Origin of the sequence: Geobacillus sp. Manikaran-105, from assembly GCF_002809955.1 — a bacterium.
Classification (GTDB): Bacteria; Bacillota; Bacilli; order Bacillales; family Anoxybacillaceae; genus Geobacillus; species Geobacillus thermophilus.
In genome coordinates this window covers 22978-47529 of the sequence record NZ_PIJG01000017.1, presented here as the reverse complement: position 1 = coordinate 47529, position 24552 = coordinate 22978, and the positions used below count along the sequence as shown (strand labels likewise).

Sequence of the window (24552 nt, the reverse complement as noted above, 5' to 3'; positions counted from 1 at the left end):
CTTCGCTTGGTGGCCCCGACGAGCGTCGCGAACAAAAGTTCGCAACCCTCGTCGGGGAATCATTCCTGAATGTCACCCACAAATATTTTACTCACACTGGAAAAAAGATGGGCGCCTGCGGCAAAATGGTTGATACAAGAAGAAATTGCGCATAATATTAGGTAATGAACAAGGGCGCAAGTGTGGTAAAATAAAAACCAGCTCCGATCATCGCCACGCGGAAGGGTGATAATGCGTTGGACGTACAAATCCACTGGACGTATATCACGCCGAAAAAACAAGAGGCGTTTCTTGTCTCCGATTGGGTCGATGCCAAAAAGGCGCTCGCTTTGGCGGATGATTTTGAAAAAACCGGGCGGACGAAAACAGTGGAGTTCGTCGATCGAAACGGCACGGTGTGGTCAAAAAAAGAGCTGCAAAAGCTGCTTGAGGAGATCGCCGGCGAGCCGCATGAGATCGTTGTGTATTTCGACGGCGGGTTTGATCATGAGACGTCCCAAGGCGGCGCAGGGGCGGTCGTGTACTATAAGCAAAACGACCACCGCTACCGGCTGCGCGCCAACCGCCGGCTCGGCGAAATCAAATCCAATAATGAGGCAGAGTATGCGGCGTTTTGGTTTGTCATGCAGCTGCTCGAGGAACTTGGCGTCCATCATTTGCCGGTGACGTTCCGCGGCGACTCCCACGTCGTGTTAAAGCAGCTGTCCGGCGATTGGCCGTGTTTTGAGGATGATTTCAACATCTGGCTTGACCGCATTGAAGCGAAAATGCGCGAGCTTCACATCGAACCGGCGTACGAGCCGATTTCGCGCAAACAAAATAAAGAGGCGGATTCGCTCGCCCGCCAGGCGCTTGAAGGGCAGATCATCACAAGCCGAACGGAATTGACAGGGAAAGGGTAAGGTCGTATGGGAAAGAAGCGGAACCGACGCAAAGAAATATTGGACCAAATCGCTTGGCTGGAGGAAACGTACTGCGATGGCTGCTTTTTAAAAAGCGCGTTCCGGAAAGAGTACGGCAAAACGTACGCCCAATCGTTTTGCATCCAGCAATGCACGGTCGGGGAACAAATGCGGCAGTACGGAGAGATGCTCCTGTCAGCGCCGGCGCGTCCGCGTCGGTAATGAAGGAATTTTTTTCAAGAGGCGGTTGGTGCGGGCGATAGGAGCCCTAATCTGCGCTTTCGCGGGCCTGGGGCGGTGCCGGCTGCGACCAGGCAAGCTTTGGCGTTTGAACGGAGGAAGCGGATGCGCTGCGAAGGCCGGTGATTGACAGAACATACGTTTTAACATGGAGAAACCTCAAAAGCAGTTCTTCTTTTCACTCCAAAAGGAAATCGCTGTTTGTCCTCCGCCTTAATAGATGCAATTTTTTACTGAGCATTGGATCGACTGTCGAGTGACCGAACAACACCGCTTCCAGACCCATGAATGGGTCTGGAAGCGAGTCGTTGTTCGGTCTTCCGTCACGCTAAAGCGTGACGGAGGCAAGCCATAGGCTTGCCTTCGACAGTCAAAAATGGATGAGCCACTTTTCCGTCAAGGATATGTTAAACGATTTCGTTGCATCTATATATATCGTTTTGCTGTTATTGCTGCGCCTCGCGAAGCTGATGCTCGGCGCGGGCCAACGTTTGTTCACAGCGGGCGAGGAAATCGCCATCGACGCCTGTCGCTTCTCGGCGAGCGCGCGCCAACTGGTCGCGGGCGTTTTTCACCGCTTGTTCGGCATGGTGAACCATCTCAGGGTCGAGTTGCATCGTCGCCTGGCCGACCATTTTCTCCGCCGTTTCGACGAACATTTCCACTTGCTTTAAGTCGTTGTATCCCGTATGTACGTCGGCATCGCGTCTGACCATATGAACACCCCCTTTTCTTTATTGTTTGCCGCTTGGTGAAATTTATGCCAATCAAATGAAAAAGGCATCCTGCGATGGTGCAGGATGCCTTTCTTTCCGCTCCCGTTCTCTCGTCTATGTCAACGAAGTCTTATAATTTGACAACGTTCGCTGCTTGCGGTCCGCGGTTTCCTTGTACGATTTCAAACGAAACTTCTTGGCCTTCTTCCAACGATTTGAACCCTTCACCTTGGATCGCCGTGAAGTGAACGAATACGTCCGAACCGCCTTCCACTTCGATGAAACCATAGCCTTTTTCGTTGTTAAACCATTTTACTTTACCACGTTGCATAATGCTGAATTCCTCCTAATACCTTTAGCCTGTTCGGCTAACCTCAAGATTTTTATCAAATAACAAAATATACTTCACAGCCATCCAAGATGCGTCTTCATGTTGAATGCCTGAAATATATTCTGTTATGTGATGACTTTACTATACACTACCGCGGGTGGCCGCGTCAAGCAAAAGAAAGGAAATTTCCGAAAAAAAGTTGTTTGCCGGCCCGAAAAACAATGCGTTGAAAAGGAAAACGGGCCGCTGGGGAGAAAAAAGTCATGAGCGGGCAACAACGGCCATACATTGGAATAGGAACGACGAAAAGGGGGAGAAGCGGATGTACCGCGGAAAAATCGCGGGAAAAGAAGTGATCGTTCGATTGGGCAACCGGGTCAGCCTCCGCTATTTCAGCGACAATAAAATTTACCACATGGTTCTTTCGTACGGAGAGTCGGCGTTTCGCAAAGGGCAGGATATGTTTTGCATCTATAATGACCGCGTCGGCTTGATTGTCGCGGAAGTCGAGCAACAGGACGTCCCGGTCATTCGAATCGATTACATTATCGAAAACGAAAATGTGTACGAATAACCAATTGACAGCGGAAGGCGAATGCGGTAATCTCGAATGTAAGCGGTAACAAAACAAGCCGCATTCGTCCTTGTTTCTCCCAGGGGCAGACGTGCCGCGCCAGCATCGTCTGTTTCTTTTTTGGCTCGCGTTGAAACAAGCGGCTTCGTTTTTTCGTATGATGATATGACGACAAGAGAGACAAAGAGGTGACTACGGTGTTATTGCGCAAAATGATGTCAAGAGTCGGAGTCGGGTCGGCGCACGTCGACTTGATCTTAAATAAATCGTTATGGCGCCAGGGGGAAATGATTCAAGGGATCGTCCACATTTACGGCGGAACAGTGGAACAAAGGATCGAGCGGCTCGATGTGGAGCTCGTGCAAAAAACAATCGAAAACAGCAAGGAACTGGATGCCATTGTCGCCGTCATTCCGGCGGCCGGAGCGTTTTCGATCAAGCCGAGCGAGAAAAAGGAAATCCCGTTTTCCTACACGATTCCGGAAACCTTTCCGCCATCGCGCCCCGGCCGGTCGTACCGGTTCATCACCCGCCTTCATATCGAAGACGCGGCCGATACGCTCGACTTCGATTATGTGCAAATTTTGTCGAAAAAATAGGTTGACAGCGTTTTCAACAGATGATATGCTAAAAGCAAGTTAATACGTTGTGGTGGAGAAGCGGAGACCCACACATATTCCTCGTTGATGGGCGGGGAAGTGTGTGGGTTTTTGCTTTTTCGCCCAACGGTTCACCCTCCGGAGGGGCTGGACAAACAGGAAATGGAAGAAGAAATCACGAAATGAAGAAAAGGGGGAAGAGAACAAATGTCGCCATTTTTAGGGGAGCTCATCGGCACGGCACTGCTCATCATTTTCGGCGCGGGTGTATGCGCCGGGGTCAACTTGAAAAAATCATACGCGGCCAACTCCGGCTGGATTGTTATTACGATGGGGTGGGGGTTGGCGGTGGCCGTGGCCGTATACGCTGTCGGCCAGTATAGCGGCGCCCATCTCAATCCAGCGCTGACAGTCGCGTTGGCGCTCGCCGGTGATTTTCCGTGGAAAGACGTGCCGGGCTATATTGCGGCGCAAGTGCTTGGGGCCGTCATGGGAGCGGTCATTGTCTACCTCCACTATTGGCCGCATTGGAAAGAAACGGACGACCCGGGCGTCAAGCTTGGCGTGTTTGCGACAGGTCCGGCCGTGCCGAATGCGGCTGCCAACTTGCTTAGCGAGCTCATCGGCACGTTTGTGTTGGTGTTGGCCATCTTGGCCATTGGCGCCAACCAGTTCGCCGATGGGCTTAATCCGTTTGTCGTTGGTTTTTTGATCGTGGCGATCGGCCTGTCGCTCGGCGGCACGACCGGATACGCCATTAATCCGGCCCGCGACTTTGGGCCTCGGTTAGCCCACTTTTTGCTGCCCATCCCAGGGAAAGGATCATCAAACTGGTCGTACGCATGGGTGCCGATCGTCGGACCGCTGCTTGGCGGCGCGTTAGGCAGTTTGGTCTATAAAGCCGTTTTCTTGGGAAAACCGACAGGCGCATTATGGGGAGTGCTGGCGGCAACCGCAGTCGTTTTGGCGGCGGCGAAGATGGCAAAAGGAAAAACAACCAGCGCCGCAAGCCGCCGTTCTCTCTAGTTGGCGTACCGGGTTTGTAAGCAAATAAAGGTGAAGGGGGAAGAATGTCATGAATCAATACATTTTAGCCATCGACCAAGGCACAACGAGTTCGCGCGCGATTTTGTTCAATCAAAAGGGCGAAATCGTTCATATGGCGCAAAAAGAGTTTACGCAATATTTTCCGCAGCCCGGCTGGGTCGAGCATAACGCGAACGAAATTTGGGGCTCGGTGCTCGCCGTCATCGCGAGCGTCTTGTCCGAGGCGCAAGTGAAGCCGGAACAAGTGGCAGGGATCGGGATTACGAACCAGCGGGAGACGACGGTGGTGTGGGAGAAAGACACCGGCAACCCGATTTACAACGCCATCGTCTGGCAGTCGCGGCAGACGGCCGGCATTTGCGATGAACTGAAAGCGAAAGGGTATGACCCGCTATTCCGCGAAAAAACCGGCTTGCTTATTGACGCCTATTTTTCCGGGACAAAAGTGAAATGGATTTTGGACCATGTCGAGGGGGCGCGCGAACGGGCGGAGCGAGGAGAGCTGCTCTTTGGCACGATTGATACGTGGCTCATTTGGAAGCTGTCCGGCGGCCGCGCCCATGTAACCGATTACTCGAACGCGTCGCGCACATTAATGTTCAACATTCATACGCTCGAGTGGGATGACGAGCTGCTTGATATCCTAGGCGTACCGAAGGCGATGCTTCCTGAGGTTCGGCCGTCGTCGGAAGTGTACGCGAAAACCGCCCCTTATCACTTCTTTGGCGTCGAGGTGCCGATCGCCGGGGCGGCGGGCGACCAGCAGGCGGCCTTGTTCGGGCAGGCGTGCTTTACGGAAGGGATGGCGAAAAATACGTACGGCACCGGCTGCTTTATGCTCATGAACACCGGGGAAAAGGCGGTCGCGTCGAAACACGGGCTGCTCACGACGATCGCTTGGGGAATAGACGGCAAGGTCGAATACGCCCTTGAAGGCAGCATCTTCGTCGCCGGTTCGGCCATTCAATGGCTGCGCGACGGCTTGCGGATGATCAAAACGGCGGCGGACAGCGAAGCGTACGCCGAAAAAGTCGAGTCGACCGACGGGGTGTATGTCGTACCGGCGTTCGTCGGGCTTGGCACGCCGTATTGGGACAGCGAGGTGCGCGGGGCGGTGTTTGGCCTCACGCGCGGCACGACGAAAGAGCATTTCATCCGGGCGACGTTGGAATCGCTCGCCTACCAGACAAAAGATGTGCTTGCCGCCATGGAAGCCGATTCCGGCATCTCGCTGACGACGCTGCGCGTTGACGGCGGGGCCGTGAAAAACAACTTCCTCATGCAATTCCAGAGCGATTTGCTGGCCGTTCCGGTTGAACGGCCGGTCGTGAATGAAACGACGGCCTTGGGCGCGGCGTATTTGGCCGGATTGGCCGTCGGCTATTGGAACAGCCGGGATGACATCGCCGCCCAATGGCAGCTCGAGCGCCGGTTTGAGCCGAAGATGGATGACAACAAGCGAACGATGCTCTATGATGGCTGGAAAAAAGCGGTGCGGGCGGCGATGGCGTTTAAATAAGCATTAGGAAACAAAACGGAAATCGATCGTGAATGGGCGGACGCGGCCAGCTATGCCATTTCCCGCTTTTCTGTCCATCACTTAGGCGGATGACTCCTTCACGGAGCGTCCGCCAATTTATTGTCCAAAACGGGGCGCTGGAAACCAAACTGTTGTTCACAGTCGCGTTTTCTATCAGGTATATGACTGGGAAGGAATCAAAAAATTTACTGATATTTTACAAAAAAATATTGAATTACTAAAAAAATATGATAGAATAATATCAAAATATTATACATAGTCTAAAATTTAGTGAAACTAACAAAAGGGAGAAGGACACATTGGCAAAGCAAACGTTGTTGGAAATTGAGGGGCTGCGAGTCTCTTTTCGCATTGGGGATGACTACTATGCGGCGGTCGACGACGTTTCGCTGGCGATCGAGGAAAACGAAGTCGTCGCTCTTGTCGGGGAGTCGGGGTGCGGCAAAAGCGCGCTCGCCTTGTCGATCATGGGCCTCCATCCGCCCGAAAAGACAAAGATTGAGGGGCGCTTGCAGTTTAAAGGAACAAATTTGCTGTCGCTCTCCATTTCTGAACTGAACCGTATCCGCGGCAAAGAAATCGGAATGATCTTTCAGGATCCGTTAACGGCGCTCAATCCGCTCATGACGGTGGGCCGGCAGATCGAGGAAAGCATGGACTACCATCTGCGCTTGTCGGCAGCCGAAAAAAAGAGACGAACGATCAACTTGCTTCACAAAGTCGGCATTCCGGAACCGGAAAAAGTGTATCATCGCTATCCGCACGAACTGTCTGGAGGAATGCGGCAGCGGGTCGTGATCGCGATCGCCATCGCTTGCGAACCTCCCTTATTGATTGCCGATGAGCCGACGACAGCGCTTGACGTGACGATTCAGGCGCAAATTATGGAGCTTTTGAAAGAGTTGCAGCAACAAATGAAAACGAGCATTATTTTGATCACGCACGATTTAGGGGTCGTGGCGGAAATGGCCGACCGCGTAGCCGTCATGTACGCAGGGGAAATCGTTGAATTGGCGGACGTCGATACCATTTTCCACCGGCCGCTCCATCCATACACTCGCTCGTTGTTGCAGTCGATCCCGTCCGCCCAAACAAAAAAAGAGCGGCTCCATGTCATTCAAGGGATCGTTCCGCCGCTGCATAAACTGCCGCGGCGCGGCTGCCGTTTCCAATCGCGCATCGGCTGGATCGGAGCCGACAAGCATGAGGAGGAGCCGAAACTGCGCGAAGTGGAGTCGGGGCATTGGGTGCGCTGCACATGCTACCAACATTTTTATTTTCCAGATGATCAAACAGTAGGTGGGGTCGACTATGGCGCTTCTTAACGTCAACCATTTGAAAGTATACTATCCGGTGCGCGGCGGTTTTTTCCGCCGTGTGATCGACCATGTCCGTGCAGTGGACGATGTCAGCTTTTCTTTGAATCAAGGGGAAACGTTCGGGCTTGTCGGCGAATCAGGTTGCGGCAAAACGACGATGGGGCGCACGATCATCGGCCTTATTCGGGCAACGGCCGGTGAAGTGCTGTTTGAAGGAACAGATTTGACAAAGCTCCGCCGCCGCGAGTTTCATCCGTATCGGAAAGACATCCAGATGATTTTCCAAGATCCGTATTCTTCGCTCAATCCGCGCAAACGTGTGCTCGATATTGTCGCTGAGCCGCTCCGCAATTTCGAGCGCCTGTCCCCGCAAGAGGAGCGGCAGAAGGTGCAATACGTTTTGGAACGGGTCGGCTTGAGCGCGGAGTCGATCTATAAATATCCGCACGAATTTTCCGGCGGACAGCGCCAACGCATCGGCATTGCGCGGGCGCTCACGCTCAACCCGAAGCTCATTATCGCCGATGAGCCGGTGTCGGCGCTTGATGTGTCGGTGCAGGCGCAAGTGTTGAATTTCATGAAAGAAATCCAGCAGGAGTACGGACTGACGTATTTGTTCATCAGCCATGATTTAGGGATTATCCGGCATATGTGCGACCGGATCGGCATTATGTACCGCGGCCGGCTCGTTGAAGAAGGGACGAGCGAGGAAATTTTTACGAATCCGCAACATATTTATACGAAGCGGCTGCTTTCCGCCATTCCGAATGCCGACCCGCGCGAACGCAGTAAACAGGCGGCGCTGCGCCGAGAAGTGGAAGAAGAATATGCGCAAGCGTATTCGCGCTATTTTGATGAAAATGGGCGGGCGTATCCGCTGAAATCCATTTCACCGACTCACTCCGTAGCGATTCCGTAAAGAGAGGAAGACGAAACGATGTTGAAGTTTATTTTGCGCCGAATCTTGATCATGATTCCGCAGCTATTTTTGTTAAGCGTCCTTATTTTCCTGCTGGCGAAGGCGATGCCGGGCGATGCGCTGACAGGACAGCTGGCGGCCAACCCGAAAATGGATCCGCAGACGCTTGCGGAAATGAGAGAAAAACTTGGCTTGAATGACCCGGTACATATTCAATACATCCGTTGGGTGAAAAACATGCTGCAAGGGGATCTCGGCCTTTCCTATACCCACCAGCAGCCGGTCACTGATCTGCTGGCCGGACGGATCGGGAATACGGTGTTGCTGTCGGCGGCGATTTTAATTTTGACGTACCTGATTGCCATTCCGCTTGGCATCGTGTCGGGGCGATGGACAGATACATGGGCTGATAAGCTGATCGTCGGCTACAGCTATCTCGGGTTTGCCACGCCGCTGTTCATTTTTGCTTTGATCATGCTGTTTATTTTCGGCTTTCACCTTGGCTGGTTTCCAACCGGCGGCAGCGTGGACGTTCAGGTCGAGGAAGGGACGCTCGCTTACTATTTAAGCAAATTGAACCATCTCATGCTTCCGGCGTTGTCGGGAGCGCTCATCAACACGGTCGTTACGATTCAATATTTGCGCAGCGAAATCGTCGATACGAAAGTGAAAGATTTCGTGAAAACGGCGCGGGCGAAAGGCGTGCCGGAGCGGCACATCTATTGGCGCCATATTTTGCGCAATTCGTTTTTGCCGATCGCGGCGTTTTTAGGGTATGAGATCACCGGGCTTGTCGGCGGTTCCGTGTTTTTGGAGTCGATCTACAGCTATCCGGGGCTTGGCCAGCTGTTTTTGCAGTCGATTATGCAGCGGGATTACAGCGTCGTGACGGCGCTCGTCATGATTTCCGGCCTAGCGACGCTGGTGGGCACGCTGTTGTCGGACATCATTTTGAGTGCGGTCGACCCGCGCATCCGGATTGAGTAGGGAAGGAGGAAGGCAGCTGACATGAAAGCGGAAATCAGCGGCCCAACGCCGGCCGGAGCGAACATCGAGAAAAGCCCTTCCGCCTTTTCGATCATGTGGCGGGAGGTGGCTCGGGATCGGCTCGCGCTTGGTTCGCTCATCATTTTAGGAATCCTTTTGTCGATCGTCTATGGCGTGTCGCTCTTTTTGGATCAAGAGGAAATCGTGAAAGTGGATTTTCTTTCCATCTATTCTCCGCCGTCAGCGGAACACTGGCTTGGCACAGACTACGGAGGGCGCGACGTGTTTGGCCAGCTCATCATCGGCGCCCGCAATTCGTTTACGATCGGGCTGGCCATTACGCTCATCACTGGGGCGATCGGCCTCATTGTCGGATTGGTGGCCGGCTATTTCGGCGGCTGGATTGACAATGTCATTATGCGCATCATCGATTTCATTCTCGTTCTGCCGTTTTTGATGCTCGTTATTGTTTTTGTCGCCACTGTGCCTAAATATAATGTATTGACGTTCATTTTGATCATGAGCGCGTTTTTGTGGACGGGCAAAGCCCGGCTGATCCGCGCCAAAACGCTTGCCGAGCGCGAGCTGGATTATGTCAGCGCGTCAAAAACGCTCGGCACGCCAGATTGGAAAATCATTATTTTTCAAATTTTGCCCAACCTCAGCTCGATCATTATCGTCAATTTGACGTTAAATTTGGCGGGCAACATCGGCATCGAGTCCGGGCTCACGTATCTTGGCTTCGGGCTGCCGGAGAGCACGCCGAGCTTAGGGACGTTGGTCAGCTATGCGACCAACCCGGATGTTTTGCAAAACAAATGGTGGGTTTGGTTGCCTGCGTCATTGCTTATTTTAGTGATGATGCTGTGCATAAATTTCATCGGCCAAGCGCTGAAACGTGCGGCTGATGCAAGACAACGACTAGGATAAGGGGGAAGAAAATGTGAAGAGAAAATGGCTGGCGGCTCTCGCCGCGCTCTTGCTCGTGCTCGCCGGGTGCACGGGCAAATCCGACACAACGAGCGGAAAGGGCAACAATAACGAAAAACCGGCGGCTCAGAAGGAAGACATCAGCAAATTCCCGATGACGGTGAAAAACGACGGGAAAATCATCGATGGCGGCGTGTTGAAATACGGCCTTGTGTCCGATACGCCGTTTGAAGGGACGCTCAGCTATGCATTCTACACCGGAGCGCCCGACGCAGAGATTTTGCAATTTTTTGACGAGTCGCTTTTCCGGACGAACGGTGACTATGAAATTACAAATGATGGGGCTGCCACGTATGAGTTGTCGGATGATAAAAAGACGATGACAATCCATATTAAAGACAATGTGAATTGGCATGACGGCCAGCCGGTGACCGCCGAAGACTTGGAGTATGCGTATTTGGTCATCGGCCATAAAGATTACACCGGCGTCCGCTATGGCGATGCGCTCATCCAAGGCATCGTCGGGATGGAAGAATATCATAGCGGCAAAGCGGATAAAATTTCCGGCATTAAAGTCATCGACAAAAAGACGTTGACGATCACATGGAAACAGGCCAATCCGTCGGTGTTGACTGGCATTTGGGCGTATCCGCTGCCGAAGCATTACTTGAAAGACATTCCGATCAAAGACTTGGCGAAATCGGATAAAATCCGGAAAAACCCGATCGGGTTCGGTCCGTTTAAAGTGAAGAAAATCGTTCCGGGCGAGTCGGTCGAATTTGTTCGCAATGATGACTACTGGGCTGGCAAACCGAACTTGGAAGGCGTCATTTTGAAAGTCGTCAGCCCGCAAGTCGTCCTGCAAGCGCTGAAAAAAGGCGAAATTGACGTCGCTGAGTTCCCGACTGACCAATATTTGAACGCGAAAGGGACGAAAAACATTCAGTTTATCGGCAGAGTGGATTTGGCGTACAACTATATCGGCTTTAAACTCGGCCATTGGGATGCGAAAAAGCAGGAAAACGTAATGGACAATCCGAAATTCCAAAACAAAAAACTGCGCCAAGCCATGGCGTACGCCATCAACAACCAAGAGGTGGCCGACCGCCTGTATCATGGTTTGCGCTTCCCGGCGAACACGCTCATTCCGCCGTCGTTCCCGGGCTATCATGACAGTTCCATCAAAGGGTATACGTACAATCCGGAAAAAGCGAAACAATTGCTGGATGAAGCGGGATATAAAGATGTGGATGGCGATGGCCTCCGCGAAGATCCAAACGGCAAAAAATTCAAGGTCAACTTCTTGGCGATGAGCGGTGGGGACATCGCTGAACCGCTGGCCAAATTTTATATGCAATGCTGGAAAGATGTGGGCCTCGATGTTCAGCTTGTAGACGGACGCTTGGCGGAGTTCAACTCCTTCTACGATATGGTCGAAAAAGACGATCCGAAAGTGGATGTCTACGCCGCCGCTTGGGCAACGGGAACGGACGTCGACCCGTACGGATTGTACGGCCGCAACGTCATGTTCAACTACTCGCGCTGGGTGAATGAGAAAAACGATGAACTGTTGGAAAAAGGTCATTCCGAACAGGCGTTTGACAAAGAATATCGTCGGAAAATTTACAGTGAATGGCAACAGCTGATGAACGAAGAAGTTCCGGTCATTCCGACGTTGTATCGTTCGGCCATTTATGCCGTCAACAACCGCGTCGCCAACTTCACGGTCGATCCGGGCTCGAAACTGACGTGGAAAGATGTCGGCGTCACGTCCGAGCAGCCGGAAGTGGCGGAATAAACAAAAAAGCGATTGCTTCTATGGGATTCGATATGGTAACATGAAAGACAAATGATCATACGTCTTATCAAGAGTGGGCGAGAGAACGGGCTTGATGACCCCACAGCAACCTGCCGCCGGCAAGGTGCTAACACCCGCAAAGCGGTCTCGCTTTGGATGATAAGAACGGCTGCCCCCTTTCGCATCATTCCGAGGCGAAAGGGGTTTTTGTCGATAGGGGGTGAAGGGGGAAATAGTGGAGAGGGACATGTCGATCCGAGCTTGCATGGCCGCTCATCTCCGTGCCGCTGCGTTCGCCGTTCATGTCATGCGCTGCGTGCAGGCGGAGCTGATTCGATTTGACCCTGAAGCGGCGGTTCATGTCGACCGTGGGGACGGATACGTTCATTTGTATGGGAAAGCGCAAGGGACAACCTTTTCAGTGTTGTTGACCGACAGCGAGGCGGACGAATGGAAGGCGGACGGACCGTACGCCCTTGATCGCTACATATGGACAGAGCTTGGGAAAAAAGGGATTTTTCCAATGCGGATGACGCCGTATTTACAAGCTGTATGGTTAATGGAGTCATAGAAAGGAAGAGGACGAATGGCAGTCAAAAAATTTGAGCATGTCGGCATTCAAGTAAAAGACATCGAGGCATCAAAGGCATTTTACCAAAACGTCGTCGGCCTGGAGTTGCTTGACGAAATGATTCATACGAACGGAACGATGAAACTGGCGTTTTTAGGGATTGACGGCTCGATCGTCGTCGAGCTGATCGAAGGATACAACCCGGATTTGCCGACGGAAGGAAAAGTGCACCACGTGGCGTTTACGGTCGAAGGCATCGAGCAGGAAAAAGAACGGCTTCAGTCGCTCGGCGTCCCGCTAGTGTGGGATGAAATTACAACGCTCCCAAACGGGGCGAAATACTTATTTTTCCTTGGTCCGGACGGCGAATGGATCGAGTTTTACGAGCCGGCGCAATGAACGAAGGGGAAGGCGGCCATCGGTATGGCCGCCTTTTGCCGTGCAAGAAGGAAAATAGGGAGTGCACCGCGTATAGGTAAAGGGGAGAGGAGGAGAACAGATGGAGCCGCAAGTCATTCGCGCCATTCAAGACGACTACCCGGATGAATTCGCCTGGTGCTACGGCTGCGGGCGTCTGAATGAACAAGGCCACCATTTCCGCACCGGGTGGGACGGAGACAAAACGGTGACCGTCTATACGCCGCGTCCGGAACATACGGCGATCCCCGGGTTTGTGTACGGCGGGCTGATCGCCTCGCTCATTGATTGCCACGGCACCGGTTCAGCGGCGCTTGCCTTGCATCGGAAAAACGGCCATGAGCCGGGAAGCGGGGAAACGCCGCCGCGCTTTGTCACCGCGTCGCTTCACGTCGACTTTGTCAAGCCGACGCCGCATGGCGTGCCGCTTGTCGCCGTCGGAACGGTGACGGAGATTCACCCGAAAAAATGGCAAGTGGACACCGAGGTGTTCGCCAACGGCGAACTGTGCGCCCGCGGTCAAGTCGTCGCGGTCGTCATGCCGAAAACGTTTGTCCAGGGATGACAAGCAAACGAAAAGCGCCGGAGGGCGGCTGTTTTTGACAGCGCTTTCTCCGGCGCTTGGCAACTGGTCGAAAACGGCTGCGCCTCACCTCGTTTCGCCATTGAGGACTGATGATGTCATGAAAAAGGCAACTCGACAACGCCTCTTCTCAAGTGGGGAAACCTTGTGAAATTGGTTCTCCTTTTTCAACAAAACCACCGATTTGGCGAACATCATCGTTTTTCACCGGTTTTCTCGGATTCCTCTGATCATCGCTTTCCATGCGTTTCAAAACAACAACAGCAGCTGCTGTTTGGACTCGTCGAATCCAAGGAGAACGAGCATGCGCAAAAACGCCTTTTGGAGATCCATCACCTTCACGGTTTGTCCATGATCAGCACCGACGACGTGGCGCTCGCCACTTCTTTGCCGTTTTGCCGGACGACGGCAGTCACATAGGCGACAGTTTTCCCGAACTTTTCCACTCGCGCTTCCACTTCAGCTTCCCCTGCCGCCGCGGGGCGGTGAAACGTCGTCTGCAAGTTGATGGACGCGTGCAGCTGGTCATCGCGAAGCAAGGTGGTCACCGCATACGCCATGAGAATATCCGCCGCCGCTCCGACGAACCCGCCCATGATCACCCCGTTGCCGTTGAGGAGCGATTCATGGATCGTCCATACCCCTTTCGCATAGCCGTCCCGGGCTTCCGCCAGGCGGACGCCGAGCGTCTCATCGCACGGCGGCGGCGCGCTTTTTCCGGCAATGACGTCATGCAAGTTGGTAATTGGCTTCATCTCGAACATCCTTTCTGTCATCCATTGCGTTTCCATGAAAATGGGGTCATTTTCATGCCCGGATGGAGGGCAAAACGCCGCCCGCGGATCGTTTCGGTGAACATCATGGATCCTAAAGCAGCGATTTTCATCGGGTGGTGAGCGAAATGAGCTCATGGATGTTTTATTCGCCAAACGGCGGCGATTTCCTCTTTTTGCGTGCACGGGAAGGAGAACAGTGAAAGAACGGCGAAAGAAACAAGCAGCGGATGATGGAAAGGAGAGGGTCTTATGTATCAACCGCCAGACGCCGGCCATTGGACCGGGCGGATCGACAGCGTGAAGGACGAGCGGGCGTTTCGCCTTCATCAGCGCATTCGCTTGCTTGATTTGTCGCAGCCATTCGCGCCGGCGGAACGGGCGGCGGCGTTCATCGGGTTTGCGTGCGACGAAGGCGTGCGCCGCAACCAAGGACGCCAAGGGGCGAAAGAGGCGCCCGCTGCCGTCAAAGCCGCGCTCGCCCGCCTGCCTTGGCATCTTCCGGAAGGGGCCGCAGCGTACGATGCAGGCGATGTCGTTTGCGTGGACGGACATCTCGAACAGAGCCAAGCCGAGCTCGGAATAGCCATCGCCCGCCTCCTGCAACACAACATGGCTCCTATCGTGATCGGCGGCGGCCATGAGACGGCGTATGGGCATTACTTGGGCGTCCGGGAAGCGCTTGGGACGGATGCCCGCCTTGGCATTATCAACATCGACGCCCATTTTGATTTGCGCCCGTACGATGACGGCTCGACATCCGGGACGATGTTTCGGCAAATATTGGATCAAGACGATCAAGTGAGCTACTTCTGCCTTGGCATTCAGCGGCTCGGCAATACGGCGGCGCTGTTTGCGGACGCCGAGACGTATCGGTGCCGTTACATGCTGGAAGACGAGCTGACCGCAGGGCCGATCGAGGCTGCCTATGAACAAATTGAGAAATTTGCCGCCGATCATGATGCGGTGATGCTCACCTTTTGCATGGACGCCATCAGCGCGGCCGCCGCGCCGGGGGTGAGCGCGCCGTCGCCGTTTGGGCTCGCCCCGTCTCTGGCGCGCGCGCTCATCCGCCGAATCGTTTCCCATCCGAAAACGATCAGCGTCGACCTTTGCGAAGTCAATCCACTCTTGGATGAAGGCGGAAAAACGGTGGCGTTGGCGGCCTCCTTTTGCATGGAGGCGCTCCTTCATTTTCAACGCTTGCAGCCAAGGCGGTGAGAACGTGAAATTGGTCATTGCCGAACGGGACGACAAAGAACGGGAAGCGATCCGCTGGCTCGTGTCCGCGTATTCCTTGCCGATCGAACAGGTGTATACGGCAGCAAGCGTGGAGGAGATGATGGCCGTTTTGGAGCGGGAGGCGCCGGAGCTGTTGTACGTCGAACTCGATATGATTCCGTATGAACGATGGCCGCAGGCGACCGCCCACGTCCGCTTGTTTTGCCAGCGGGTGATTGCCGCAACGGCCGAAGCGACGTTCGCGCGGGCGAAACAAGCCATCGACTGGCAATGCGTCGATTTGCTTGTGAAGCCGCTTGAGCCCGCCAAGCTGAAGCAGGCGCTGCGGACGGCGGCGTCGCGTTCCCCGGGGCGTCCAGGCTTGCCGACGGGGTTGGACGCCCATCACGACGATTACCGCTCATTATTTTGCGCTGTTCCTTCCACGGCCTCCGCGCATGTATGGCTCGTGCAGGCGGAACAGCCTGCTTTGTCTCAAGAAGTGATCCGTTTCTTGATGGATTACCCGTTTCGCGGACGGGCGCGTGTATTGCCGCTCACCCGTATGGCGGTTTGCCTGCTTCCCGATTTGCCGGGCGACGGGAAAGAAGAGGCGTGGAAGCTGCTGCGCGATTGGGAGGAAGATCATCATGAGCCGCTCGCGGTTGTCGTGATGCCGCCTGATGGCCGGAGGACGGTGCGCGCGCAATACCAAGCGGCGCGCCGGTTGCTCGAGACGACGTTTTTCATTGGCTATCGCCAAGTGATCGCTCCCGCTTCGGAATACGAACAGTGGCGTGAGCTCGATCCGTTTTTGACGCCCGAGGAGCAGCGGCAATGGATCGAGATGCTCGAGCGGTTCGACCACGAAGCGGTGAAACGGTGGCTGCAGCGCGAGTTTTGGCACTGGTCGCCGCCGTTTCCGAGTCCGGAGATGGTGCGGACGCGGCTGACAAGCATTTTGGCGCAAATCCGCCGGTTTATGAAAACATACGGCCTTGACCGCGGCGGAACCGAACGCGAATATATGCGCATCTTTCAAGACATTTTGTACAATCCCGTCTTGTATCGCATCGTTCAAGAATTGATTTTATTTTTATATCGGTTGTTCCACGAGGCCAAGCAGGCCGAGGAAGATGCGCGCGTCGACGCCGTGGAGCGCGGCCTCCGCTATATGGAGGCGCATTTTCGCGATCCGTCGCTCACGCTTGAGCGGGTCGCGGCCGCTGCCGGGCGCAGTCCCGCGTATTTCAGCCATTTGTTGTCGAAAAAGCGGGGCGTGACGTTTCGCCAGTGGCTGACGAATCGGCGGCTTGAGGAAGCGAAGCGGCTGCTTCGGCAGACGGACTTGTCGATCAAAGAAATCGCCGAACAAACCGGATTTCGCACCGCCCATTATTTGACGCGCGTCTTCAAAGCCGAACTGAATGAGACGCCGACCGCCTACCGCAACGAACAACGGCCGAAACCGCCATCGCCGCGGTAGGCGGTTTTGTCTGTGGCAAAGCGCAGCCTTGCCGGATCGCGGGCGAGAGGGGGCGGCGTATGTTTCAAAAGAAATGGATCGATATCGAAAAAAATGAACAAATAAAACGGAGAGGAAATAGAAAATTCAAAAAAATGTGATCACTTTTAAAAGACGTGCGCCTATCTTCTCCTTCTTCGCTCCCTTACAATGAAAAGCAAAGAGGAAAAAGGAGAGGATGACGATGGCAGAAAAACGGACCGTCAGCCCGCCCGCGGGAACTGAGCGGCGGGCGAAAGGATGGATTCAAGAAGCGGCGCTGCGGATGCTGAACAACAATTTGCATCCCGATGTCGCCGAGCGGCCGGATGAATTGATCGTCTACGGCGGCATCGGCAAGGCGGCGCGCAACTGGGAATGTTACGAGGCGATTGTGGACACCCTTCTTCGTTTAGAAAACGATGAAACGTTGCTCATTCAATCCGGCAAGCCGGTGGCGGTATTTCGCACGCATCCGGACGCCCCGCGCGTGCTGATCGCCAACTCCAACCTCGTACCCGCATGGGCGACGTGGGATCATTTCCATGAGCTCGACAAAAAAGGATTGATCATGTACGGACAAATGACGGCTGGCAGCTGGATTTACATCGGCAGCCAAGGAATCGTTCAAGGAACGTATGAAACGTTTGCCGAAGTGGCACGCCAGCACTTTGGCGGCACGCTCGCCGGGACGATCACGCTAACCGCCGGCCTTGGCGGCATGGGCGGGGCGCAGCCGCTCGCGGTGACAATGAACGGCGGCGTCTGCCTCGCTGTCGAAATCGATCCGGCCCGCATTCAGCGCCGCCTTGATACGAAATACCTCGACACGATGACCGACAGCTTGGAGGCGGCGCTTGCGATGGCGAAACGAGCGAAGGAAGAGAAAAAAGCGCTGTCAATCGGCCTTGTCGGCAATGCGGCTGAAGTGTTGCCGCGTCTCGTCGAAATGGGCTTTGTGCCGGACGTCTTGACCGATCAAACGTCCGCCCATGATCCGTTAAACGGCTACATCCCGGCTGGCCTTACGCTTGATGAGGCCGCCGAACTCAGGGCGCGCGATCCGAAGCAGTACATCGCCCGTGCAAAACAGTCGATCGCCGCGCATGTGCGGGCGATGCTCGCGATGCAAAAGCAAGGGGCGGTGACGTTTGATTACGGCAACAACATCCGCCAAGTGGCAAAAGACGAAGGGGTGGACGACGCCTTTTCCTTCCCGGGCTTTGTGCCGGCCTACATCCGCCCGCTCTTTTGCGAAGGAAAAGGCCCGTTCCGCTGGGTGGCGATCTCGGGCGATCCTGAGGACATTTACAAAACCGATGAAGTCATTTTGCGTGAATTTCGCGACAATGAGCGGCTTTGCCATTGGATTCGCATGGCGCAAAAACGCATTCAATTCCAAGGGCTGCCGGCGCGCATTTGTTGGCTCGGCTACGGCGAGCGGGCGAAATTTGGCAAAATCATCAACGACATGGTGGCCAAAGGAGAGCTGAAAGCGCCGATCGTCATCGGCCGCGATCATTTGGATTCGGGCTCCGTTGCTTCGCCGAACCGGGAGACGGAAGGAATGAAAGACGGAAGCGACGCCATCGCCGACTGGCCGATTTTAAACGCGCTGTTGAATGCGGTTGGGGGCGCGAGCTGGGTGTCGGTTCACCACGGCGGCGGCGTCGGCATGGGCTACTCGATTCACGCCGGCATGGTCATCGTCGCCGACGGCACAAAAGAGGCGGAAAAACGGTTGGAACGGGTGTTGACGACCGACCCGGGGCTTGGTGTGGTCCGCCACGCCGACGCTGGGTATGAGCTCGCCATCCGGACGGCGAAAGAAAAAGGCATCGATATGCCGATGCTCAAGTAGAAAGGGGGATCCATATGCGCCCGCTTTTTGTCCGCCGCGCCCGCCAGCTCGTCACGCTGGCGGGAAGCTCCGCGGCTCCGCTCGTCAAGGAGAAGATGAGCGATCTAGGCATCATCGAAAACGGCAGCGTCTGGATCGAAAACGGCACGATCGTGGCGGTTGGTGCGGACGATGAACTGGCCCGCCAATTTGCCGATCGGCTCGCCGAAGCGGAAGTCATTGACGCTAAGGGCAAAACGGTGACGCCTGGGCTTGTCGATCCTCATACTCATCTCGTTTACGCCGGCAGCCGCGAACACGAATGGACGATGCGGCTCGGCGGGGCGACGTACATGGAAATCATGAACGCAGGCGGCGGCATTCATGCCACGACAAAAGCGACGCGCGAGGCGTCGGAAGAGATGTTGTATGAAGAAAGCAAGCGGCGGCTCGATCAGTTTTTGCTTCATGGGGTCACGACCGTCGAAGCAAAAAGCGGCTATGGTTTAAGCCTTGAGCACGAAATCAAGCAGCTTGAAGTCGCCAAGCGTCTTGATGACACCCACCCGGTCGATATCGTCTCCACGTTTCTTGGCGCTCATGCCGTTCCGCCGGAGTGGAAGCACGATCCGGATAAATACGTCCGCCTTGTCATTGACGAGATGATTCCCGAAGTGAGCCGGCGGGGGCTCGCCGAGTTCAACGACGTCTTTTGCGAGCGCGGCGTCTTTACCCCCGACCAGGCGCGCCTCATCCTCGAAGCAGGCAAAGAGCACGGCTTGACGCCGAAAATCCACGCCGATGAAATCGAGCCGTATGGCGGGGCGGAACTGGCAGCCGAAGTCGGCGCCATCTCCGCCGACCACCTGCTTCGGGCGTCGGACGAAGGAATCCGCCGCATGGCCGATGGCGGCGTCATCGGCGTTCTCTTGCCAGGCACGGCGTTTTTCCTCATGACCCAAGCCGCCGACGCCCGCCGTTTGATCGACGCCGGCGTTCCCGTCGCCTTAGCGACCGACTGCAACCCCGGTTCGTCGCCGACCGTCTCGCTGCCGCTTGTCATGAGCCTTGCCTGCCTGCATATGGGCATGACTCCCGCTGAAGCGATGGCCGCCGCCACGATCAATGCCGCCCACGCCATCGGCCGCGCGCATATGATCGGCAGCCTTGAACCAGGCAAGAAAGCGGATTTGGTCATTTTCAATGTCCCGAATTATATGCAAATCATGTACTATTACGGCGTCAACCATGCGGAGACGGTGATCAAAGGTGGAAAGGTGGTGGTGAACGACGGCAAGGTGTACATCTGAAGGGGGAATGGTCTTCCGTCGAGGTGTTTAGCGACCGGAAGCGGCTATGCTTCCGGCCGCGCAAGTTGGGGTAAAAAGAACAATGGGGGTGGAGGAGAATGAAAACGGATACAAATATAGCGCCATCCGTGCCGACGCCAACGCCGGCCAGCGGGGCATGGAAGTTTTTCGTCTTTAGTGCCATCGGCATTTTCGTATTTTTCGTCCCGGTGTCCATCGGCGGCACATCATCGATTTTGCTCGATCATATTGTGACATGGATCCGCACCCAGTTTTCAGCACTTGTTCCTTATTATGCTCTGATCGTGATCGCTCTCGGTGCAATTTATCCATTTTATAAAAAAACGTGGAACAAAGATGCCGTAACAGTCGTTTTTTCGCTGCTGAAAGTTGTTGGGCTGATTACGGCGGTCATGTTGGTGTTTCGCATCGGTCCGTCATGGTTGTTTCAGCCGAATATGGGACCGTTCTTATATGACAAGCTCGTCATTTCCGTCGGACTTCTTGTGCCGATTGGCTCCGTCTTTCTCGCCATGCTCGTTGGCTACGGGCTTTTAGAATTTGTCGGCGTATGGATGCAGCCGATCATGCGGCCGATTTGGAAAACGCCGGGCCGTTCGGCGATCGACGCCGTCGCCTCCTTTGTCGGCAGCTACTCCATTGGGTTATTGATCACTAATAAAGTGTTCAAAGAAGGCAAATATACCGTGAAAGAAGCGGCGATCATCGCCACCGGCTTTTCCACTGTATCCGTGACATTTATGGTCGTTGTGGCGAAAACATTGGGGCTCATGCCAATCTGGAATACGTATTTTTGGGTGACATTTCTTGTCACGTTTGCCGTTACAGCGTTCACCGCTCGGATTTGGCCGCTAAGCCGCATGAGCGACGAGTATTACGATGGCAAAGGAGATCCCGAACAAAAAGTGACGGGAAGCTATATGAAGCAAGCTTGGTCCGAGGCGATGAAAGCGGTAGGACAGTCAAAAGGGATTGGGACAAACATATGGGAGAACTTGCGCGATGGCTTCATCATGACGATGGGCATTTTGCCGTCCATTATGTCAGTCGGACTGATCGGGCTGTTGCTCGCTGAATATACGCCGGTGTTTGACTGGTTGGGTTACCTGTTCTATCCATTCACCCTTCTGTTGCAAATCCCTGAACCGCTGTTGGCCGCGAAAGCTTCGGCCATTGAAATCGCGGAAATGTTTTTGCCCGCTTTGCTTGTCACCGAAGCTCCGCTTGTCACGAAATTCATTATTGCGGTTGTATCCGTATCAGCGATCCTATTCTTTTCCGCTGTCATTCCATGCATTTTATCTACAGAAATTCCGCTCAGCTTGCCGCGGCTTCTTGTCATTTGGTTCGAACGCACCGTCTTGACGCTCATCCTCACCGCGCCGCTCGCATATTGGCTGCTTTGACGGGAGCGCGGCGCTTCGATGAAAACGGACATCGATGGGGTGGCTGCGATTTTCAGGTTCGCCGCCATTCCATCAACCCGATTGAGAAGTTTCAGCGCCATGAAAGCCTGTCCACCTTCGAGACAGGCTTTCACGTCGTTTCCCGCTGCTGCTTTAACAAATCGCGAATCTCTGTCAATAGCTCCTCCTCTTTCGTCAGCGTCGGCGCGTTTTCCTTCACCTCTTCCTGCTTTTTCACCCGTTCATACAGCGTGTTGATCAATTTCACAAACAGGAAAATCGAAAACGCGATGATCAAAAAGTCGACGACTGTTTGGATAAACGCCCCATATTTCACTTCCGCTTTGCCGACTTTCCAAGACAAATCGCTGAAATTGATGCCTCCCAACAATAAGCCGACGAGCGGCATGATGATGTCATTGACGAGCGAAGACACGATTTTGCCAAATGCCCCGCCGATGATCACCCCAACGGCTAAATCGATGACATTGCCGCGGACGGCGAATTTTTTAAACTCGTTCCACATGCCGATCTCCTCCTTATTGAAACGATTCGTTTGCATTATACCCGATCAGTGGCAACATTGAAACTTTCTGATTTAATTCATAGAAAAACAATCTATTTTATAGTATTATAAAGTAAGCTAATGAACAAACAGCAAAGGAGGAAGTGCACCATGGAAATGACTGCACAACAAGATGTTCGCGCGAAACAAGCAGCGAACGCCCCGAAACATCTGACTGCGTGGATTATTGCGGTCTCCATCCTCATATTGATCGGTGGCACGTTGTTCTTATATAGCCGCGTTTCTTGGCAACAGGCGCTTTTGTATGTGCTCGGGGCGTTTGGTGGATTTGTATTGTACCAGGCGCATTTTGGCTTTACATCCGCCTGGCGAAAGTTTATTCTATACCGCCAAGGGGAAGGCATTCGGGCACAGATGATCATGATGGCGGCAGCCAGCGCGTTGTTTTTGCCGCTGCTCGTGAAAGGCTCGGCGCTCGGGCACCCGGTGTCAGGGTATGTATTTGGCGTGGGAGTATCGGTCATCGTCGGTGCTTTTCTGTTTGGCATCGGCATGCAGCTTGGCGACGGCTGCGCGTCGGGGACGTTGTACCATATCGGCGGGGGCGATGCGAACGGCATCGTGACGCTCATCGGGTTCATCGCTGGCTCCGTCATTGCGACGACTCACTTTGACGTGTGGGCGAAGATGCCGCAATGGGAGCCGTTCTCGTTCATTGGCGAGTTCGGCCCCTTGGGAGGGTTTTTGCTTCAGTTGGTTTTGCTTGCGGTCGTCTACTATGCGGTGACGGTGATGGAAAAACGACGCCACGGCCAACGCGTTGCTGCATCGCTTGAGAACCATCATGGCTGGAAAGCGATTTACAAAGGGCCGTGGCCGCTTCTGGTCGGGGCGTTGCTCTTGGCTGTAACGAACGCGCTTGTGCTGATGATTAGCGGCAAGCCTTGGGGCATTACGTCCGCCTTCGCCCTTTGGGGAGCGAAGTTCGTGCAGCTGTTTGGCATCGACCCGACCGCTTGGGCGTACTGGCAAGATGAAGCGAAACGGCAGGCGCTTGCGAATCCCCTCTACTACGATACAACGACTGTGATGGACATCAGCTTGATGGTCGGCGCCTTATTGGCGGCGGCGCTCGCGGGCCGCTATACGAAGCCTGTGCAATGGAAGCGTCCGACGCGCATGACGATCGGTGCGCTGATCGGCGGCCTGATGATGGGATACGGCGCCCGGCTGGCGTTCGGCTGCAATATCGGCGCGTATTTCGGCGGCATTGCGTCATTCAGCGCCCACGGCTGGGCGTGGTTTGTCTTTGCTTTCCTCGGCAGCCTGATCGGCGTCAAACTGCGTCCGTATTGCGCGTACAAAAACTAAACGTTCCGTCGTTTTGGCGGGGTGCTTTCTTTATGCAGGACGGCATATGGTACAATGGGCAGTGAGGCTTCGACAAGAGCAGCTGCCTGCTTGTTTGAAATCGTTTTCCTTGTTTTGGGAGAGCGGAAGGAGGACAGCGGTGTTCATTGGGAGAGGAGGGAAAAGGCATGCGGCAAACGGCCTCGATCGTCTGCATTGGCGGGGCGAACGTCGACCGAAAGGCGCGGTTGCTCACTCCGTTTCGGCTCGGCACGTCCCATCCCGTCACCACGACGCAAACCGCGGGTGGGGTGGCGAGAAACATCGCCGAAAACTTAGGACGGCTTGCTCAACCTGTTTCGCTCGTCAGCACCGTTGGCGATGATCGCGATGGACAGTGGCTCGTTGACGTGACGAGCCGATATGTCAATACGAGCTTCATCGTGCGAACGCCAAAAGCGAACACCGGGACGTATACAGCGGTGCTCGATGAACACGGCGAGATGGTTCTCGCCTTGGCGGATATGGCCATTTATGATACAGTGGGGGAAGAATGGCTAAAGCAGCAATGGACTCGGCTCGGTCCGATTTCTGCAGTTGTGCTTGATACAAATTTCCCGGAGGATGTCATTCGTTCGGTGATTGCACAATGTCGCCAAGAGGACATCCCGCTTTGTGTTGTGACGGTGTCGGTTCCAAAAGTGAAGCGATTGCCCAGCGATTTGTCTGGTGTGACGTGGTTTGTCACGAATGAAGCGGAGGCTAAGGAATTTGTGGGACGCGACGGACATACGGACGACATCATGAAAGCGATCCTTCAAGCCGGCGCCCAGAACGTTGTCGTCACGCGCGGCGCAAACGGCGTCGCGTACGCCACCAAGCAAGGGGAAACAGAAGCGATTGCGGCGCCGAAGGTTGAGGTCACCGACGCCACCGGAGCGGGCGACGCCTTTGCGGCTGGATTTTTGTACGGCGTCTTAGGCGGACATACGGTAGAAGACGCCTGCCGCTTTGGGATGAGCAGCGCGGCGCTTACGCTGCAAACGGCCGAAACGGTGCATCCCGCTCTGACGGAACAACAGTTGCGAGCAGCGCATGAACAGTATTTTCGCGAAGGAGGAGAATGAT

General features: G+C 54.5%; 25 protein-coding genes and 1 riboswitch. Of the genes, 21 read left to right on the top strand and 4 right to left on the bottom strand.

Annotated features, from left to right (window positions below):
- The first annotated feature begins 236 nt into the window (after positions 1-236).
- Positions 237-902, top strand: a complete 666-nt coding sequence (locus tag CV945_RS07100) for a ribonuclease H family protein (protein WP_011230849.1) — start codon at positions 237-239, stop codon at positions 900-902.
- 6 nt (positions 903-908) lie between these two features.
- Entirely contained in the window at positions 909-1124 is a 216-nt protein-coding gene (locus tag CV945_RS07095) for a zinc-finger domain-containing protein (RefSeq protein WP_100659460.1), read from the top strand.
- 464 nt (positions 1125-1588) lie between these two features.
- Here the strand turns inward: CV945_RS07095 and CV945_RS07090 are convergent, their stop codons facing one another.
- On the bottom strand, positions 1589-1858 hold the full coding sequence (locus tag CV945_RS07090) for a DUF2564 family protein (protein WP_100659459.1): 270 nt from the start codon (positions 1856-1858) through the stop codon (positions 1589-1591).
- Positions 1859-1988: 130 nt separating this feature from the next.
- Positions 1989-2189: a cold-shock protein CspD gene (gene cspD, locus CV945_RS07085; protein ID WP_033015550.1), complete on the bottom strand. Its 201-nt coding sequence runs from the start codon at positions 2187-2189 to the stop codon at positions 1989-1991.
- Positions 2190-2511: 322 nt separating this feature from the next.
- Between cspD and CV945_RS07080 the strand changes: the two genes are divergently transcribed.
- The 12 genes from CV945_RS07080 to CV945_RS07025 all read left to right on the top strand — a co-directional run bounded on the left by CV945_RS07080 (position 2512) and on the right by CV945_RS07025 (position 13455).
- Positions 2512-2763: a hypothetical protein gene (locus CV945_RS07080; protein ID WP_033015581.1), complete on the top strand. Its 252-nt coding sequence runs from the start codon at positions 2512-2514 to the stop codon at positions 2761-2763.
- Between the two features lie 197 nt (positions 2764-2960).
- On the top strand, positions 2961-3362 hold the full coding sequence (locus CV945_RS07075; RefSeq protein WP_050368554.1) for a sporulation protein: 402 nt from the start codon (positions 2961-2963) through the stop codon (positions 3360-3362).
- Positions 3363-3569: 207 nt separating this feature from the next.
- Positions 3570-4388, top strand: a complete 819-nt coding sequence (locus tag CV945_RS07070; protein ID WP_100659458.1) for an MIP/aquaporin family protein — start codon at positions 3570-3572, stop codon at positions 4386-4388.
- A gap of 49 nt (positions 4389-4437) precedes the next feature.
- Positions 4438-5928, top strand: a complete 1491-nt coding sequence (gene glpK / locus CV945_RS07065) for a glycerol kinase GlpK (RefSeq protein WP_100659457.1) — start codon at positions 4438-4440, stop codon at positions 5926-5928.
- 320 nt (positions 5929-6248) lie between these two features.
- On the top strand, positions 6249-7274 hold the full coding sequence (locus CV945_RS07060; protein WP_100659456.1) for an ABC transporter ATP-binding protein: 1026 nt from the start codon (positions 6249-6251) through the stop codon (positions 7272-7274).
- Positions 7261-8187 (top strand): ABC transporter ATP-binding protein, encoded by a 927-nt coding sequence (locus CV945_RS07055; protein WP_100659455.1) that lies wholly within the window; start codon positions 7261-7263, stop codon positions 8185-8187. The genes CV945_RS07060 and CV945_RS07055 overlap by 14 nt, the downstream gene beginning before the upstream one ends.
- Before the next feature lie 18 nt (positions 8188-8205).
- Complete coding sequence (gene opp4B / locus CV945_RS07050; RefSeq protein ID WP_100659454.1) at positions 8206-9174, top strand: oligopeptide ABC transporter permease; 969 nt, start codon at positions 8206-8208, stop codon at positions 9172-9174.
- 21 nt (positions 9175-9195) lie between these two features.
- A complete protein-coding gene (locus CV945_RS07045; RefSeq protein WP_100659453.1) occupies positions 9196-10104 on the top strand; it encodes an ABC transporter permease in 909 nt (302 codons plus the stop codon).
- A 13-nt stretch (positions 10105-10117) separates the two neighbouring features.
- Positions 10118-11902 (top strand): oligopeptide ABC transporter substrate-binding protein, encoded by a 1785-nt coding sequence (opp4A, locus tag CV945_RS07040; RefSeq protein WP_100659452.1) that lies wholly within the window; start codon positions 10118-10120, stop codon positions 11900-11902.
- Between the two features lie 61 nt (positions 11903-11963).
- Positions 11964-12068, top strand: a riboswitch (SAM riboswitch).
- Between the two features lie 81 nt (positions 12069-12149).
- Positions 12150-12473: a hypothetical protein gene (locus tag CV945_RS07035; RefSeq protein ID WP_198518487.1), complete on the top strand. Its 324-nt coding sequence runs from the start codon at positions 12150-12152 to the stop codon at positions 12471-12473.
- Between the two features lie 15 nt (positions 12474-12488).
- Entirely contained in the window at positions 12489-12872 is a 384-nt protein-coding gene (locus CV945_RS07030; RefSeq protein WP_100659451.1) for a VOC family protein, read from the top strand.
- Between the two features lie 100 nt (positions 12873-12972).
- Positions 12973-13455, top strand: coding sequence for a PaaI family thioesterase (locus tag CV945_RS07025; protein ID WP_015374490.1), 483 nt, complete (start codon positions 12973-12975; stop codon positions 13453-13455).
- Between the two features lie 356 nt (positions 13456-13811).
- Here the strand turns inward: CV945_RS07025 and CV945_RS07020 are convergent, their stop codons facing one another.
- Positions 13812-14228, bottom strand: a complete 417-nt coding sequence (locus CV945_RS07020) for a PaaI family thioesterase (RefSeq protein ID WP_015374492.1) — start codon at positions 14226-14228, stop codon at positions 13812-13814.
- Positions 14229-14498: 270 nt separating this feature from the next.
- Between CV945_RS07020 and hutG the strand changes: the two genes are divergently transcribed.
- The 5 genes from hutG (at position 14499) to CV945_RS06995 (ending at position 21548) form a co-directional block, all read left to right on the top strand.
- The gene (gene hutG / locus CV945_RS07015; protein WP_100659450.1) at positions 14499-15467 is read left to right on the top strand and encodes a formimidoylglutamase; all 969 of its coding nucleotides are present in this window, start codon (positions 14499-14501) and stop codon (positions 15465-15467) included.
- Between the two features lie 4 nt (positions 15468-15471).
- Positions 15472-16953 (top strand): helix-turn-helix domain-containing protein, encoded by a 1482-nt coding sequence (locus tag CV945_RS07010; RefSeq protein ID WP_100659449.1) that lies wholly within the window; start codon positions 15472-15474, stop codon positions 16951-16953.
- A 223-nt stretch (positions 16954-17176) separates the two neighbouring features.
- Positions 17177-18832, top strand: coding sequence for a urocanate hydratase (gene hutU, locus CV945_RS07005; RefSeq protein ID WP_198518486.1), 1656 nt, complete (start codon positions 17177-17179; stop codon positions 18830-18832).
- 14 nt (positions 18833-18846) lie between these two features.
- Entirely contained in the window at positions 18847-20121 is a 1275-nt protein-coding gene (gene hutI, locus CV945_RS07000; RefSeq protein WP_100659447.1) for an imidazolonepropionase, read from the top strand.
- A gap of 98 nt (positions 20122-20219) precedes the next feature.
- Positions 20220-21548, top strand: coding sequence for a YjiH family protein (locus tag CV945_RS06995; RefSeq protein WP_100659446.1), 1329 nt, complete (start codon positions 20220-20222; stop codon positions 21546-21548).
- 130 nt (positions 21549-21678) lie between these two features.
- Here CV945_RS06995 and mscL read toward each other — a convergent pair whose 3' ends face one another.
- Complete coding sequence (gene mscL / locus CV945_RS06990) at positions 21679-22074, bottom strand: large conductance mechanosensitive channel protein MscL (protein ID WP_100659445.1); 396 nt, start codon at positions 22072-22074, stop codon at positions 21679-21681.
- A gap of 150 nt (positions 22075-22224) precedes the next feature.
- On the opposite strand from mscL, the gene CV945_RS06985 reads away from it, so the two are divergent.
- Positions 22225-23445, top strand: a complete 1221-nt coding sequence (locus tag CV945_RS06985; RefSeq protein ID WP_033010151.1) for a YeeE/YedE family protein — start codon at positions 22225-22227, stop codon at positions 23443-23445.
- A 167-nt stretch (positions 23446-23612) separates the two neighbouring features.
- A complete protein-coding gene (locus CV945_RS06980; protein ID WP_100659444.1) occupies positions 23613-24551 on the top strand; it encodes a carbohydrate kinase family protein in 939 nt (312 codons plus the stop codon).
- Position 24552: the final 1 nt, after the last annotated feature.